Genomic DNA, 16,011 nt, shown 5'->3' with positions numbered 1-16,011 from the left:
TCCCATGACCACGTTGTCCTTGGCCGCGGTGCGCCGCTGCCACGACGTACTCAACGCCCTGCACTCGACCGTCTACTTCACCCCCCATCTCGACAAAGAGCTCGTCGCGTACGGCATCGACGACCCCATGGCCGTCTACCTGGCCGGCCGGGCCGCCGCCCTGGGGCCTGTCGGGGCCGGGACGGTCACGGCGGCGTTCTACAGCTTTCGGCACGATCTCGTGGCCCGGCACATCCCGGGAGTGTGGCGGGCGGCTACGCCGGAGACCGTGTGGGCGGCCCGGCTGCGGGCTGTCGACCTGACCCTGCGTGACGCGCTGGGCGGTGACGTCGTCGCCGGGCCGCTGGTGACCGAGGCGGCGGAGCTGGCCCTGCGAGCCACCGAGGGATGCCGCCGGGAGGGACGCCCACTGTACTCCGCCCACGCGGATCAGCCGGTGCCCGATGAGCCGCACCTCGCCCTGTGGTTCGCGGCCACCCTGCTGCGCGAGCACCGCGGTGACGGTCACGTCACCGCACTCAGCGAGGCCGGGCTCGACGGCCTGGAGGCACTGGTCTCGCACACCGCCAGCGGCGACGGCATGCCCAAGGACGTGGTGATGACGAAGCGGGGCTGGTCCGAGCGGGACTGGAGCGCCGCCCAGCAGCGGCTGCGGCGCCAGGGCCTGATGGCCGCCGACGGAGCGCTGACGCCCGCCGGGCACCGCATGCGCCATGAACTGGAGGTGACCACGGACCGGCTCGACCGCGATCCGTACGACGCCCTGGGTGCCCAGCGGGTGGAACGGCTGACGCAGCTGGTCGGGCAGCTGGTCGACCAGGCCGCGGCCACCGGGGTCTTCCCGGCCCCGCTGCTGCCGTTCTTCACCGGTGGGGCGCAGACCGCGAGGGGAGAGGCGCCGTGAGGGTCCTGTTCACGATCATGCCGGCCCCGGCGCACCTGTACCCGATCGTCCCGATCGCCTGGGCACTGCAGAGCGCGGGGCACGAGGTGCGGATCGCATCGCACCCGGACATCGCCGAGGCGACCACCCGCGCTGGACTGACCGCCGTGCCCCTGGGGCCCGAGGCCGACTTGGCCTCCTCGGTCCGGTCCGCCGCGGACAACGCGGAGCTGGAACGCATCGTCGGCACCCTCGCCCTCGACCCCGCCGACCGCAATCTGTACACCGCCCTGCGCCACTACCTGATGGCCCCCTTCGCGCACTACTACCCGGCCCGCCTGCCGGCGTCGTCCGAGCCGGCCATGGTGGACGCGCTGGTGGACTTCGCGCGCTCCTGGCGCCCGGATCTGGTGCTCTGGGATCCGCTCTTCTTCCCCGCGCCCCTCGCGGCGCGTGCGTGCGGAGCCGCACACGCCAGGCTGCTGTGGGGGCTTGACCACTTCGGCTGGGCGAGGGAGCGGTTCGTCGAGCGGCTGAACGCGCCGGGCGTCGAGCCCCGCGAGGACCTGATGGCCGCGATGATGCAGCCAACGCTGCAGCGCCTGGGACAGGAATTCGCGGAAGAGCTGCTGGTCGGTCAGTGGACGGTCGACCCCACGCCGCCGCGGCTGCGGCTGCCGACCGAACTCGACCACGTGCCCGTCCGCTGGGTCCCCTACAACGGGGCGGCGGCGCTGCCGGGGTGGCTCCACGAGCGACCCACGCGGCCCCGGGTGTGCCTGACCCTCGGCGTGAGCGGACGGAAGTTCTTCGCCGACGATGCCGTACCGGTCGCCGAACTGCTGGACGCCGTAGGAGCGTTGGACATCGAGATGGTGGCCACCGTGGACGGCCGTCAGCTCGCCGACCGTGGCGCGGTGCCGGAGAACGTGCGCACCGTCGACTACCTACCGCTCAGTCTGCTGCTGCCCAGCTGCTCCGCCATCGTGCACCACGGCGGTGCGGGCACGTTCGTCGCCGCGGCCTTTGCGCGGGTTCCCCAACTGATCATCCCGAAGGAGGGCGGGGACTTCGTGGACCACGCCCGCTATGCCGCCGACTTCGGCGCCGGTCTCGTCGCCGAGCGCGCCGGGCTCACCGTTCCCCACCTGGTGAAGCAGGTCCTGCGGCTGGTGGACGAGCCCTCCTTCGCGGAGGGAGCGAACGCCCTGTACGCGGACCTGTCCGCGGTGCCGGGACCGGACGCACTCGTGCCGGAACTGGTGAAGCTGACCGAGAAGCACCGCTCGTAGCCCTCGCGCTGCCCGTCATCCACTGGAGGAAAAATCGTGTCCGACAAGCCCATCAAGCTCGCTGTGCTGATCGGCAGCGTACGGGGCGGACGCTTCGGCCCCACGGTCGCGCACTGGTTCGCCCGGCAGGCGCGGGAGCACGGCGACGTCACCGTCGATGTCATCGACCTGCTCGACCACCCGCTTCCCCTGCAGATGCCGCCCTTCGGTGGGGACCCCCAACCGGAGACGAAGGCCGTGCGCGACCAGCTGTCCGCGAAGCTGACCGAGGCCGACGCCTTCGCCGTGGTGACGCCCGAGTACAACCACACCACGTCTCCGGCACTGAGCAACGCCATCAACTGGTTCTTCGACGAGTGGGTGGCCAAGCCCGTCGGCCTGATCTCCTACGGGGGCATGGGCGGCGGGCTGCGAGCCACGGAGCACCTGCGCCAGATCTTCGCGGAGGTGCACGCGATGACTGTCCGGGATGTGCTGAGCTTCCACAACGCCTGGGAGAAGTTCGGCGAGGAGGGGCGGCTGTCGCCGGATGGCAGTGAGGGTGCGGCCAAGGCCCTCCTGGACCAGTTGGTGTGGTGGGCGGACGCGCTGCGTGAGGCGCGTGAGAGGACTCCGTACCGGCGCTGAGGCCCCGGCGTCCGGCCGAGCAGCGGCGGGCGCAACCTCCGGACGCCAGACATACAGGGCGGCGTGGTCAGGCCACGCCGCCCTGTCGTTTCTTCGGGAGACGCACAATGATCAACGTATTCCAGCCCAGTCTGGGCGATGAGGAACTCCAGGCCGTAGCGGAGGTGTTCGCCGGCAACTGGCTGGGGCACGGGCCGCGCACCAAGGCCTTCGAAGCGGAGTTCGCCGAGCACATCGGGGTCGAGCCCGAGCAGGTGCTGTTCATCAACTCCTGCACCGCGGGGCTCTTCCTCGCCACCGAGCTGCTCGAGCTCGGGCCGGGCGACGACGTGGTGCTGCCGTCGGTGAGCTTCGTCGCCGCCGCCAACGCCGTCGCCGCGACCGGCGCGCGCCCGGTGTTCTGCGATGTGGACCCGCGCACTCTCAACCCGACCGCCGACCACATCGACCGCGCCCTGACGCCGCGCACCAAAGCGGTGCTGGTGCTGCACTACGGCGGCTACCCGGGCGACATCGCCGCCATCGCCCGACTGTGCCGGGCGCGCGGGGTCACCCTGATCGAGGACGCCGCCTGCGCCGTGGCCTCCAGCGCCGACGGCACTGCCTGCGGTACGTTCGGCGACCTCGCAGTCTGGAGCTTCGACTCGATGAAGGTGCTGGTCACCGGGGATGGCGGGGCGCTCTACGTCCGCGACCCCGAACTGGCCTGCAGAGCAAGGCAGTTGGCCTACCACGGGCTCGAGCAGTCCAGCGGATTCGCTGCGGCGAAGGTGTCCCACCGCTGGTGGGAGCTGAACGTCCGGCACTTCGGGCGGCGCATCATCGGCAACGACGTCACCGCGGCCATCGGCAGTGTCCAGCTGCGGCGGCTGCCGGAGTCGGTGGCCCGGCGGCGCGCGGTCGCCGAGAGCTATGACAGGCTCCTCGCCGGCGCCGAGGGCGTCACGCTGCCCGCGCCGCTGCCGCCCGGCCACACCGCCTCGCATTACTTCTACTGGATCCAGCTCGACCCGGCCATCCGCGACCAGGTCGCCGCCGACCTGCTGGACCGCGGCATCTACACCACCTTCCGCTACCCGCCGCTGCACAAGGTCCCCGTCTACCGGGCGGACGGGGGCGAGCTGCCCGGCACCGACGAGGCGTCGGACTCCACGCTGCTGCTGCCGCTGCACCAGGGGCTGGACGACGCGGACGTACGGACCGTGGTCGACGAGCTACGCAAGTCCGTCGAGAACCGGCTGTCCGCCTTCCGCCGCACCCCCGGAGACGGGGCCTGAGCCATGCGGATCGAGGAGACGGCCGTCCCCGGGGCATACGTCGTCACACCGGACCAACTCCACGACCAGCGTGGCAACTTCTACGAGGGAATGCGCGCCGATGTCCTCGAGGAGGTCCTCGGGCACTCCTTCGTCCCCCGCCAGATCAACTACTCCACCTCAAGGCGTAACACGTTGCGCGGCATCCACGGGGTGGCCATCCCGCCGGGCCAGGCGAAGTACGTCACCTGCGTCCGGGGAGCGCTGCGCGACATCGTCGTCGAACTGCGCGTGGGATCCCCCGCCTTCGGACAGTACGCCGTCCACGAGCTGGACGCGGCCTCGGGGCGCGGCGTCTACGTCCCCGAGGGTGTCGGACACGGATTTCTGACGCTCACCGACGACACCTGCATCTGTTACGTGCTGACGAGCACCTATGTGCCCGGCACCCAGATCGACATCGACCCACTGGATCCCGATCTCGCACTTCCCTGGGGATTCACGGAGCCGCCGCTGCTGTCCGACAAGGACGCGAGGGCCCCCACTGTGGCCGAGGCCAAGTCGGCCGGAGTCCTGGCCCGCTGGGAGGGCGACGGCGTCACCCACTCCGTACCGCTGTGAGGAGAGAACCGTCATGAAGGCTCTGGTGCTGTCAGGCGGGTCTGGTACCCGGCTGCGCCCGTTCAGCTACTCCATGCCCAAACAGCTCATACCCATCGCCAACAAGCCCGTCCTGGAACACGTCCTGGACAACGTCCGCGCACTGGGCGTCACCGAGGCCGGCATCGTCGTCGGCGACCGGGGCCGACAGATCGCCGAGGTCATCGGTGACGGCTCGCGGCTCGGTTTGCGCGTCACCTACATCCCGCAGGCCGAGCCGCTGGGCCTGGCGCACTGCGTCACCCTGGCCAGGACCTTCCTCGGCGACGAGGACTTCGTGATGTACCTGGGGGACAACATGCTGCCCGAAGGGGTGGCCGACATCGCTCAGGACTTCACCGCCCGGCGGCCGGCCGCGCAGCTCGTCGTACAGAAGGTGGCCGATCCGCGGGCCTTCGGGGTGGCGGAGCTGGACGCCGCGGGGCAGGTGGAGCGGCTGGTGGAAAAGCCCCAGCAGCCGCGCAGCGATCTGGCCCTGCTCGGCGTGTACTTCTTCACCTCGGCCATCCACCGGGCAGTCGCCTCGATCCGCCCGAGCGCGCGCGGTGAGCTGGAGATCACCGACGCCATCCAGTGGCTGGTGACCCAGGGCGCCGAGGTCAGGGCGAGCGAGTACAGCGGCTACTGGAGGGACACCGGCCGCGCCGAGGACGTTCTTGAGTGCAACCGCAGGCTGCTCGCATCGCTGCGGCCCGGCATCGTCGGCGAGGTGGACTCCCGCAGCGAGCTCGACGGCCAGGTCCTCATCGAAGCCGGGGCGCGCGTGGTGCGTTCCCGGGTCGAGGGCCCGGCCATCGTGGGCGCGGGCTCGGTCGTCGAGGACAGCCACATCGGGCCCGGCACCTCCATCGGGCGCGATTGTGTGCTGCGCGACACCCGGCTGGCCGACTCCATCGTGCTCGACGGCGCGTCGATCGTGAACGTTCCGGGGCTGTACGGCTCGCTCATCGGCCGGAACGCCAGCGTCGGCACCTCAGCCCGGCACCGGCTCGTCGTCGGCGACCACACGCGGATCGAGGTGGCGGCATGAAGTTCCTGGTGACGGGCGGTGCGGGTTTCATCGGTTCGCACTACGTACGGACGCTGCTGGACGGCGGCTATCCGGGCTACGAGAGGACCCGGGTGACCGTCCTGGACAAGCTGAGCTACGCCGGGAACCGGGACAACCTCCCGGCCTCCCACCCCCGGCTGGAGTTCGTCCGCGGCGACATCTGCGATCTGCCGCTCCTGCTCGACCTGCTGCCGGGCCACGACGCGGTGGTGCACTTCGCCGCCGAATCCCACGTGGACCGTTCCCTGCAGTCCGCCGCCGAGTTCGTGCGCACGAACGCGGGCGGCACGCAGACGCTGCTGGACGCCTGCCTCGGGGCCGGCGTCGAACGGGTGGTGCACGTCTCCACGGACGAGGTGTACGGCTCCATCGAGGAGGGGTCGTGGACCGAGGAGTGGCCGCTTGCGCCCAACTCCCCCTATGCCGCCTCCAAGGCGGCCTCTGATCTGGTGGCCCGCGCGTACTGGCGCACCCATGGGCTCGATGTGTCGATCACCCGGTGCTCCAACAACTACGGCCCCTTCCAGCACCCCGAGAAGCTGATTCCGCTGTTCGTGACCAACCTCCTGGAAGGCGAGCGGGTGCCGCTGTACGGGGACGGACGCAACATCCGTGAGTGGTTGCACGTGGACGACCACTGCCAGGCCGTCCAGCTGGTGCTGACCAAGGGTCAGGCAGGCGAGATCTACAACATCGGCGGCGGCAACGATCAGACCAACCTCGCCGTCACCGAGCGGCTGCTCCAGCTGTGCGGCGCCGACTGGTCCATGGTCCGGCACGTCGCCGACCGCAAGGGACACGACCTGCGCTACTCGCTGGACGACACCAAGATCCGCGAACAGCTCGGCTACACACCGCGGATCCCCTTCGACCAGGGACTGGCCGGCACCGTCGACTGGTACCGCGACAACCCCGGCTGGTGGAAGGCCGTCAAGCACGGGAGCGCCGACCGCGAGGGCCGCGACGACGACAACGCAGGGGAGAGGTGACCGGACATGAGTGACCACAAGGCTCTGGTGCTGGACGAGACCCGCAAGCACCACCTGGACGTCCAGCGCGACGGTGGCTTCGTGCCCGGCGTCACCGAGATCTGGCCCTCCGGCGCGGTGCTGGACGCCGACGACCGGGCGGCGCTTGTGGAGGCGGCGCTGGACATGCGGATCGCCGCCGGGGACCGGTGCCGTAAGTTCGAGTCCCGGTTCGCCCGGCTGCTCAAGCGGCGCAAGGCCCACCTGACGAACTCCGGCTCATCGGCGAACCTGCTGGCCCTGACCGCCCTGACCTCCCACACGCTGGGCGACCGGCGGCTGAGGCCGGGGCAGGAGGTGATCACCGTCGCCGCGGGGTTCCCCACCACCGTGAACCCGATTGTGCAGAACGGCCTGATCCCGGTCTTCGTCGACGTGGAGCTGGGCATCTACAACACCACCGCCGACCGCGTCGCCCAGGCGATCGGACCCAAGACCGGCGCGATCATGATCGCGCACGCCCTCGGCAACCCCTTCGAGGTCGCCGAGATCGCCCAGCTCGCAAAGGACCACGGCCTGCTCTTCGTCGAGGACAACTGCGATGCCGTGGGCTCCACTTACGACGGCAGGCTCACCGGCACGTTCGGCGACCTGACCACGGTGAGCTTCTACCCCGCCCACCACCTGACGATGGGGGAGGGCGGCATCGTGCTCACCTCGGACCTGAAGCTGGCCCGGGTCGTGGAGTCACTTCGCGACTGGGGCCGGGACTGCTGGTGCGAGCCGGGCAAGAACAACACCTGCTTCAAGCGGTTCGACTACCAGATGGGCAAGCTGCCCAAGGGCTACGACCACAAGTACATCTTCTCCCACGTCGGCTACAACCTGAAGGCCACCGACCTGCAGGCCGCCCTGGGCCTGACCCAGCTGGACAAGCTGGACGGCTTCATCGCGGCCCGGAGGCGCAACTGGCGGCGGTTGCGTGAGGGCTTGGACGGGGTGCCGCACCTGCTGCTGCCTGAGCCGACGCCGCGCAGCGAGCCGAGCTGGTTCGGCTTCGTCATCACCGTTGACCCCGACGCGCCGTTCAGCAGGGCCGCGCTGGTGGACTTCCTGGAGAGCCGCAAGATCGGCACCCGTCGGCTCTTCGCGGGCAACCTCACCCGGCAGCCCGCCTATGTGGACCGGCCGCACCGGGTGGTGGGCGAGCTGACCAACAGCGATCTGATCACCGAGCAGACCTTCTGGGTGGGTGTCTACCCGGGGCTCACCGACGAAATGATCGACTACGTCGTCGACTCGGTGAAGGAGTTCGTGGGGAGGCACGGATGACCAGGGCCGCGTCCCTGCGCCCCCGCGAGGACATCGGGCTGCCCGGCCGTCTGACCCGCTCCGCGGCCGAACGGGACGCGGGCGTCCAGCTGCGCACCGAGGATGTCGCAAAGTGGCTGGCGCAGCGGGCCCGTGCGCACCGCTTCGCGGTGGAGCGGATCCCGTTCGACCAGCTCGATGGCTGGTTCTTCCAGGAGACGACCGGAAACCTGGTCCACCGAAGCGGGCGGTTCTTCACCGTGGAAGGGCTGCACGCGCGGGTGGACGGGGGGCAGGTGCGGGAGTGGCGGCAGCCGATCATCAAGCAGCCCGAAGTCGGCATCCTGGGCATCCTGGCCAAGGAGTTCGACGGGGTGCTGCACTTCCTGATGCAGGCGAAGATGGAGCCCGGCAACCGGAACCTTCTGCAACTCTCGCCGACCGTGCAAGCGACCCGGTCCAACTACACCAAGGTCCACCGCGGCGCGGACGTGAAGTACATCGACCACTTCACCGCACCGGGTTGCGGGCGGGTGCTGGCGGACGTGCTGCAGTCCGAGCACGGCTCCTGGTTCTTCCGGAAGTCCAACCGGAATATGCTCGTCGAAACGACCGACGACGTGCCGCTCGACCCGGACTTCTGCTGGCTGACCCTGGGCCAGATCGGCGAGCTGCTGCGCCGCGACAACGTGGTCAACATGGACGCCCGTACCGTGCTGGCCTGCGCACCGGCCGTGTACCCGGAGAGCGAGGCGCTGCACTCGGACACCGAGCTGCTGTCCTGGTTCACGGGGGAGCGGTCCCGGTACGAGGTGCGGATCGAACGCATCCCGCTCGCCCAGGTCGCCGGCTGGCAGCGGAACGCGTGGGCGATCGAGCACGAGGACGGGCGGTACTTCCGGGTGGTGGCCGTAGAGGTGGAGGCCGGGAACCGAGAAGTGTCCGGCTGGAGCCAGCCGCTGTTCGAGCCGGTCGAGAGGGGCGTGGCCGCCTTCCTCACCCGCCGGATCGACGGTGTGCCGCACGTGCTGGCGCACGCCCGGGTCGAGGGCGGCTTCCTGGACACCGTCGAGCTGGGGCCCACCGTCCAGTACGCGCCGGGCAACTACGCGCACCTGACCGGCGCTGACCGGCCGCCGTTCCTGGACTGGGTGCTGACGGCGGGGCCGGACCGGATCCGCTACGAGGCCGTCCACTCCGAGGAGGGCGGCCGCTTTCTCCATGCCGAGTCCCGCTACCTCGTCGTCGACGCCGACGACGAGGTAGCGGTCCCGCCCGGCTATCGCTGGGTTACGCCCGGCCAGCTCAACTCCCTGGCCCGGCACGGCCACTACGTCAACGTCCAGGCCCGCACGCTGCTCGCGTGCCTGAACGCACAGGCGGTGAGCTGCTGATGGCCACCTCGCCACGCCCCGTACGGATCGGGGTGCTGGGCTGCGCGGACATCGCCCGGCGCCGGATGCTCCCGGCCATGGCAGCGTGCCCGGACGTCGAGGTGGTCGCGGTCGCCAGCCGGGACCCCGGCCAGGCCGAGGAGACCGCCCGCCCCTACGGCTGCCGCGCGGTCTGCGGATACGAGGCCCTGCTCGCCGACGAGACGGTGGACGCGGTGTACGTGCCGCTGCCCGCCGCGCTGCACGCCGAGTGGGTCGAGGCGGCCCTGCAGGCGGACAAGCACGTGCTGGCCGAGAAGCCGCTGACCCTGGAACCGGCCAGGACCGCGAGCCTGTTCCAGTTGGCCGGCGAGCGCCGGGTGGCGCTGATGGAGAACGTCATGTTCGTCCATCACCACCAGCACGACGTGGTGCGCAAGCTCGTCGCCGAGGGTGCGATCGGTGAACTCCGCTCCTTCCACTCGGAGTTCACCGTTCCGCGGCGTGCCACGGACGACATCCGTTACGACCCCGGGCTGGGCGGCGGTGCGCTGTGGGACACCGGGGTCTACCCGGTGCGGGCTGCCATGCACCTGCTGGAGTCCGAGCTCGAGGTCGTCGGCGCCGTCCTCACCGCTCATCCGGACTTCGCCGTGGACACCGGGGGCGCGGCGTTGCTGCGCACCCGGGGAGGCGTCACCGCGCATCTCACCTTCGGTCTCGACCACGGCTACCGCTCCAGCTACACGATCTGCGGCAGCCGGGGCCGGATCACAGTGGACCGCGCGTTCACCTCGCCTGCCGGCCTTCGGCCCGCCATCCGGCTGGAGACCGGCACGGAGGTTCGCGAGCCCGTGCTCGCACCACACGACCAAGTGGCGGAAACGGTTGCGGCGTTCGCTCGGGCTGCACGCGCCGGTATGAGCCTGGGCCGACCGGAATGCCTGCGCCAGGCCATGCTCCTGGACCGCCTACGGCGGACCGCTGGGTCCAGCTGAGCGGGAGGCCGGTGTGGTGAACCTCCCGCCCCCGTGGCCTCGACGGCCACCTTGCCGCCCGGCCAGGTGCGCAGTTCCGGCATGCCGCGCCCGCTGGCCGGATCGGCCCACAGTGCCCCCGGGTTGGTGGCGGCGGCCGGTCAGCAGGGCTGGGCCGCCGGACGGATCAGAACAGCCAGGCCAACCCGGGCATCCGGACCACGACCTAGTCCCGCCCGAGGAAGATCGGGTTCGTCAGAGCCGCCATCGGTCCCGGCAGACCGCTCGCGCCGCCGTCCGCCGGAGCGTGCCGTATCTCCGCCCGCACATAGGCCGCATACGCAGGCGTCGTCCGCCACTCGACCGTCCCCGCGCCGGAGGCGGGCAGCGCAGTCGCGTAGAGCTGGCCCTGGTCCGTGATGAACCGGACCGAGCAGCCCGGGGTGCCGGAGACCTCCAGGCGCACCGTCACCTCGTCGTCGGCGTCCACCACGAGACGGCCGCCGATCCCCGCGTGCTTCCCCCGGCCCCCGCTCGCCTGGAAGGCCAGCTGGATCGCCGAGGACTCGGCGATCCAGCTGCGCCCGGCGCGGATGCCCTCCAGGATCGCGGGCCGCGAGAGGTCGTCGGCCAGGACGACCGTCTGCGGAAGGCCGACGACCTGGGGCTCGCGGTGCGCGTCGCTGTTGGCCATGGCGGGCAGCCAGCGGCCGCGCCCGCGGGCGGCGGCCACCAGGGTGTTGTCCCACTCGGCGATCGTCACCTCGTCGTCCGGGGTGAACGGCCCGTTCCACACCTCCACCGCATCGGCGTCGTTGAGGCCGAACTTCCAGTTGCAGCCGATGCACGTCGCGTGCGGATGCGCCGGGACCACCAGGCCGCCCGCCTCGCGGATCTTCCGGGAGAAACGGCCGAACGCGTTGTCCCGCGCGCGGTAGCGCCAGTCGATGAAGGTGCCGGGGTCGATGCCCAGCGCCACCACGTGGCCGTTCCGGGTCGTGACCTCCTCGCCGGTGAGGATGAGCAGGTCGTCGCCCCACAGACCCTGCCAGGCGCCATGGCCGGACGACGTGTTGTGCTCGGTCGTGGTGATGAAGTCCAGCCCCGCGGCCCGCGCCGCCGCCGCCACCTCGGCCGGGGTCCGCTTGCCATCCGAATGGACGGTGTGGAGGTGGCAGTCGCCCCGGTACCAGGCCCGGCCGCGCCCCTTCGCCCGCTGCGGCGGATAGACGGGCTTCGGGGTTTCTCCCCCGGCCTCCGGCAGGGGGGACCCCAGCTCGCCGTACCTCAGCGTGATCGTGACCTCGTAGTTCAGCCCCTGCGGCGCCACCGTGTACGGACCGAGGACGACATGCCAGGTGCCCGGCAGGACCGGGCCCGCGAGATAGGCGGGCGTCGCCTGCTCCGCACTGATGGCGAACTCCGAGCGGAACCCACCCGACCAGCCGCGGAAGCCCCGGCCGCCGAGATCCGTACCGCGCTCGTCGAAGATACCGATGTCACACGCGTTCCCCTGCGTGCCCGGCGGGACCGCCGGTTTGTCGTAGCTGTACGAGACCGCGATCTCGCGGACCCCGCACGGCACTTCGACGGGGAGATACACGAAGTCGGGCGAGCCCGTCGGCAGGTGACCGGTGACGGTCCTCGTCTCCTCACCGCCGCCGTCGCGCTCCTCGGCTCTGGCGAACGTCACAGTCCCGAGCGTAAGCGCCCCCGCCGCACCGGCGACAGCCGAGAGCCTCAGCACATCGCGTCGTTCCATGTGGATCCCCCCGGAGTCGGAAGTGCCGCTCGACACCGTTCTACGCGCCCGTGACACGGAGGAGAAGGCCTGTGGATAACTCGATGACGGCACGAGAACATACGCGTATGCGGATCTCGACGACCATCTTCCTCACCGACGAGACCATCACCCCCGTCCGACTCGCGCGCGAGCTCGAGCAGCGCGGATTCGCCGGGCTCTACGTCCCCGAGCACACCCACATCCCCGTCAGCCGCGAGACCCCGTACCCGCCCGGCGGCCCGCTGCCTCGCGAGTACGGCCGCACCCTCGACCCCCTCATTGCCCTCGGCCAGGCCGCGGCCGTCACCGAGCGGATCGCGCTCGGCACCGGCATCACCCTCGTCGCCCAGCACGACCCCATCGACCTCGCCAAACAGATCGCCACCCTCGACCACCTCTCCGGCGGCCGCTTCACCCTGGGCATCGGCTTCGGCTGGAACGTTGAGGAGGCCGCCGACCACGGCGTCGACTGGCGCAGCCGCCGCGAACTCGGCCGCGACCGGGTCGCCCTGATGCGGGCCCTGTGGGCGGACGAGCCGACGGCCTACGAGGGCGAGTTCGGGTCCGTACGTGCCAGCCACGCCCACCCCAAACCCGTACAGAAGCCGCGCAAGCGCAAGGGTGCGCCCCCGCTCACCGGCCCGCGCACCCTCATCGGCGGCGGCGCGGGGCCCAAGCTCTTCGCGCATATCGCCGAGTACGCGGACGGGTGGATGCCGATCGGCGGCCGCGGCCTCACCGAAACGGTTCCCGCGCTGCGGGAGGCCTGGGAGCAGGCCGGACGCGGTCCGGAAGGGCCGCAGGTCGTGCCGTACGCCGTCCACCCCTCGCCGGGGAAGCTGGCCCACTACCGCGACCTGGGCTTCGCGGAGGTGGTCCTCCAACTGCCGTCGGCGGACGAGGCGGAGGTCCTGCGCACGCTGGACGCGTACGCGCAGTACCTGTGAGCCGCCCCTCGCCGGCGCCCAGGGACTACGTCCCTTGGACCCGGCGAGGGCCGCCCTGGCGGAGGAGGATGGGGGAAGGCGGAGGGCGGATGCCGGATGGGGGAACGCCCACCGCAGGCGCGGGCGGTCGCGCCGCAGTCAGGCGTATTCCCGGCATACGGCGCGTACGGCCGTGACCATCTGCACACGGCCGTACGACCCGCGGAGCCGAGCACTGTCCGAGGGCGCTCGTATGCTCAGGGGATGACGACGAGCGCGCAGGGGTCCGAGGAGTCCGCACCGACCGCGAACGCCATGCGGCGGGCGCTGCGCCGTGCCCGCGACGGCGTGGCGCTGGACGTCGCCGAGGCCGCCGTGCTGCTCCAGGCCCGCGGCGACGACCTCCGGGACCTGTGTGCCTCCGCCGCCCGCGTGCGCGACGCCGGACTCGAAGCCGCGGGCCGCCCCGGCGTCATCACGTACTCGAAGAGCGTCTTCATTCCGCTCACCCGCCTGTGCCGGGACAAGTGCCACTACTGCACCTTCGCGACCGTCCCCGGCAAGCTGCGCCGGGCGGGCCATGGGATGTTCATGTCCCCGGACGAGGTCCTGGCCATCGCCCGGCGCGGCGCGGAACTGGGCTGCAAGGAAGCGCTGATCACCCTGGGGGACCGCCCCGAGGACCGCTGGCCCGAGGCCCGCGAGTGGCTGGAGGCGGAAGGGTACGACGACACCATCGCGTACGTCCGCGCGATGTCGATCCGCATCCTGGAGGAGACCGGGCTGCTGCCGCACCTCAACCCCGGCGCCATGACGTGGACGGACTTCCAGCGGCTCAAGCCCGTCGCCCCGTCGATGGGCATGATGCTGGAGACCACGGCGACACGGCTGTGGAGCGAGCCCGGCGGGCCGCACCACGGCTCCCCGGACAAGGAGCCGGCCGTCCGGCTGCGCGTCCTGGAGGACGCCGGGCGCAGCTCCGTCCCCTTCACCAGCGGGCTGCTGATCGGGATCGGGGAGACCTACCAGGAGCGCGCGGAGTCGCTGTTCGCGCTGCGCCGCGTCTCGCGCGCGTACCACGGCATCCAGGAACTCATCATGCAGAACTTCCGCGCCAAGCCGGACACGGCGATGCGCGGCATGCCGGACGCGGAACTGGACGAACTGGTCGCCGCCGTCGCCGTCGCCCGGCACATCATGGGCCCCTCCGGCTGCCTCCAGGCGCCGCCCAACCTGGTGGACGACGAATACGCGCGCCTCATCGGCGCCGGAATCGACGACTGGGGCGGCGTCTCCCCGATCACCCCGGACCACGTCAACCCCGAGCGCCCCTGGCCGCAGATCGACGAGCTCGCAGAACGCTCCGCCGCCGCGGGCTTCTCCTTGCGCGAACGCCTCGCCGTCTACCCGGAGTTCGTCCAGCGCGGCGAGCCCTGGCTGGACCCCCGCCTGCTGCCGCACGTGATCGCCCTGGCCGAGCCGGAGACCGGCCTCGCGCGCGAGGACGCCGTGGTGGAGGGCCACCCCTGGCAGGAGCCCGAGACTGCGTCGATGAGCCCTGACGGGCGTGGCTTCGTCTCGTCGGGCCGCACGGACCTGCACCACACCATCGACACCGAAGGCCGCACCGCCGACCGCCGCGACGACTTCGACGAGGTCTACGGGGACTGGGAGGCGCTGCGCGAGGCCGCGGCCCCCGGCATGGTCCCCTCCCGTATCGACGCGGATCTGAAGTCGGCCCTGGCCGTGGCAGCCGACGACCCGACCCGGCTCACCGACCCCGAAGCCCTCGCCCTCCTCCACGCCGAAGGCACAGCCCTGGACGCGCTCTGCCGGATCGCCGACGACGTGCGCCGCGCGGCCGTCGGCGACGAGGTGACCTACATCGTCACCCGCAACATCAACTTCACCAACGTCTGCTACACGGGCTGCCGCTTCTGCGCCTTCGCCCAGCGCCGTACCGACGCCGACGCCTACACCCTGTCCCTGGACCAGGTCGCCGACCGCGCCCAGCAAGCCTGGGACGTCGGCGCGGTCGAGGTCTGCATGCAAGGCGGGATCCACCCCGACCTGCCCGGCACCGCGTACTTCGACATCGCGCGCGCCGTGAAGGAGCGCGTCCCGGGCATGCATGTGCACGCCTTCTCACCCATGGAGGTCGTCAACGGCGCCACGCGCACGGGGATGTCCATCGGGGAGTGGCTGGCAGCCGCCAAGGAAGCGGGCCTGGACACCATCCCCGGCACTGCCGCGGAGATTCTCGACGACGAGGTCCGCTGGATCCTCACCAAGGGCAAGCTGCCCACGGCCGCCTGGGTCGAGGTCATCAAGACCGCCCACTCGCTGGGCATCCGCTCCTCCTCGACGATGATGTACGGCCACGTGGACCAGCCTCGTCACTGGCTCGGCCACCTCCGGCTGCTGGCCGAAATCCAGCAGGAGACGGGCGGTTTCACCGAGTTCGTCACCCTGCCCTTCGTCCACACCAACGCGCCCGTCTACCTGGCCGGCATCGCCCGCCCCGGCCCCACGACCCGCGACAACCGCGCCGTCACCGCCATGGCCCGCCTCCTCCTCCACCCGCACATCCGCAACATCCAGACCAGCTGGGTGAAGCTCGGCACGGAGGGCGCCGCCGAGATGCTGCGCTCCGGGGCCAACGACCTGGGCGGCACGCTCATGGAGGAGACCATCTCCCGTATGGCGGGCTCGAGTTACGGCTCGTACCGCTCGATCCGTGACCTGGCCGCCATCGCCGACGCGGCGGGCCGCCCGTCCCGTCCCAGGACGACCACGTACGGCGAGGTCCCGGCCCAGCGTCAGGAGGCGGCGATGACATCGGACGGGCACCTGCCGGAGCTGCTGCCGGTGCTGAGCGCCGAATAGCGGCTCTGCTCCCCGAGG

General features: G+C 71.1%; 13 protein-coding genes. 12 read left to right on the top strand and 1 reads right to left on the bottom strand.

Annotation, left to right across the window (positions count from 1 at the left end):
• Nucleotides 1-4: 4 nt before the first annotated feature.
• The 10 genes from ACTWP8_RS11340 (at nucleotide 5) to ACTWP8_RS11295 (ending at nucleotide 10,419) form a co-directional block, all read left to right on the top strand.
• Entirely contained in the window at nucleotides 5-904 is a 900-nt protein-coding gene (locus ACTWP8_RS11340; protein ID WP_443321997.1) for an SCO6745 family protein, read from the top strand.
• Nucleotides 901-2,175: an activator-dependent family glycosyltransferase gene (locus ACTWP8_RS11335; protein WP_443321996.1), complete on the top strand. Its 1,275-nt coding sequence runs from the start codon at nucleotides 901-903 to the stop codon at nucleotides 2,173-2,175. The genes ACTWP8_RS11340 and ACTWP8_RS11335 overlap by 4 nt, the downstream gene beginning before the upstream one ends.
• Before the next feature lie 36 nt (nucleotides 2,176-2,211).
• The gene (locus ACTWP8_RS11330; protein ID WP_443321995.1) at nucleotides 2,212-2,802 is read left to right on the top strand and encodes an NADPH-dependent FMN reductase; all 591 of its coding nucleotides are present in this window, start codon (nucleotides 2,212-2,214) and stop codon (nucleotides 2,800-2,802) included.
• Between the two features lie 107 nt (nucleotides 2,803-2,909).
• Nucleotides 2,910-4,079 (top strand): DegT/DnrJ/EryC1/StrS family aminotransferase, encoded by a 1,170-nt coding sequence (locus ACTWP8_RS11325; protein ID WP_443321994.1) that lies wholly within the window; start codon nucleotides 2,910-2,912, stop codon nucleotides 4,077-4,079.
• A 3-nt stretch (nucleotides 4,080-4,082) separates the two neighbouring features.
• Nucleotides 4,083-4,679, top strand: coding sequence for a dTDP-4-dehydrorhamnose 3,5-epimerase family protein (locus tag ACTWP8_RS11320; RefSeq protein WP_443321993.1), 597 nt, complete (start codon nucleotides 4,083-4,085; stop codon nucleotides 4,677-4,679).
• Between the two features lie 13 nt (nucleotides 4,680-4,692).
• A complete protein-coding gene (locus tag ACTWP8_RS11315; RefSeq protein ID WP_443321992.1) occupies nucleotides 4,693-5,748 on the top strand; it encodes a glucose-1-phosphate thymidylyltransferase in 1,056 nt (351 codons plus the stop codon).
• Nucleotides 5,745-6,758 carry a dTDP-glucose 4,6-dehydratase gene (gene rfbB, locus ACTWP8_RS11310; RefSeq protein WP_443321991.1) on the top strand — a complete coding sequence of 338 codons (1,014 nt, stop codon included), beginning with the start codon at nucleotides 5,745-5,747 and terminating at the stop codon, nucleotides 6,756-6,758. Before ACTWP8_RS11315 ends, rfbB begins: the two co-directional genes overlap by 4 nt.
• A 6-nt stretch (nucleotides 6,759-6,764) precedes the next feature.
• Complete coding sequence (gene rfbH, locus ACTWP8_RS11305; RefSeq protein ID WP_443321990.1) at nucleotides 6,765-8,069, top strand: lipopolysaccharide biosynthesis protein RfbH; 1,305 nt, start codon at nucleotides 6,765-6,767, stop codon at nucleotides 8,067-8,069.
• Entirely contained in the window at nucleotides 8,066-9,442 is a 1,377-nt protein-coding gene (locus ACTWP8_RS11300; protein WP_443321989.1) for an NDP-hexose 2,3-dehydratase family protein, read from the top strand. The genes rfbH and ACTWP8_RS11300 overlap by 4 nt, the downstream gene beginning before the upstream one ends.
• Entirely contained in the window at nucleotides 9,442-10,419 is a 978-nt protein-coding gene (locus ACTWP8_RS11295) for a Gfo/Idh/MocA family protein (protein WP_443322067.1), read from the top strand. Before ACTWP8_RS11300 ends, ACTWP8_RS11295 begins: the two co-directional genes overlap by 1 nt.
• A 205-nt stretch (nucleotides 10,420-10,624) precedes the next feature.
• Here the strand turns inward: ACTWP8_RS11295 and ACTWP8_RS11290 are convergent, their stop codons facing one another.
• Nucleotides 10,625-12,160: a CehA/McbA family metallohydrolase gene (locus ACTWP8_RS11290; protein WP_443321988.1), complete on the bottom strand. Its 1,536-nt coding sequence runs from the start codon at nucleotides 12,158-12,160 to the stop codon at nucleotides 10,625-10,627.
• A gap of 107 nt (nucleotides 12,161-12,267) precedes the next feature.
• On the opposite strand from ACTWP8_RS11290, the gene ACTWP8_RS11285 reads away from it, so the two are divergent.
• Together ACTWP8_RS11285 and ACTWP8_RS11280 are read left to right on the top strand one after the other, a co-directional pair.
• Nucleotides 12,268-13,128 carry an LLM class F420-dependent oxidoreductase gene (locus tag ACTWP8_RS11285; protein WP_443321987.1) on the top strand — a complete coding sequence of 287 codons (861 nt, stop codon included), beginning with the start codon at nucleotides 12,268-12,270 and terminating at the stop codon, nucleotides 13,126-13,128.
• A 243-nt stretch (nucleotides 13,129-13,371) separates the two neighbouring features.
• Nucleotides 13,372-15,993, top strand: a complete 2,622-nt coding sequence (locus ACTWP8_RS11280; protein WP_443321986.1) for a bifunctional FO biosynthesis protein CofGH — start codon at nucleotides 13,372-13,374, stop codon at nucleotides 15,991-15,993.
• Nucleotides 15,994-16,011: the final 18 nt, after the last annotated feature.

It is taken from the genome of Streptomyces sp. 7N604 (genome assembly GCF_052245475.1).
In the GTDB taxonomy this organism is placed as follows: Bacteria; Actinomycetota; Actinomycetes; order Streptomycetales; family Streptomycetaceae; genus Streptomyces.
The sequence above is the reverse complement of the archived record's forward strand: the minus strand, read 5'-3'. Positions and strand labels throughout refer to the sequence as shown.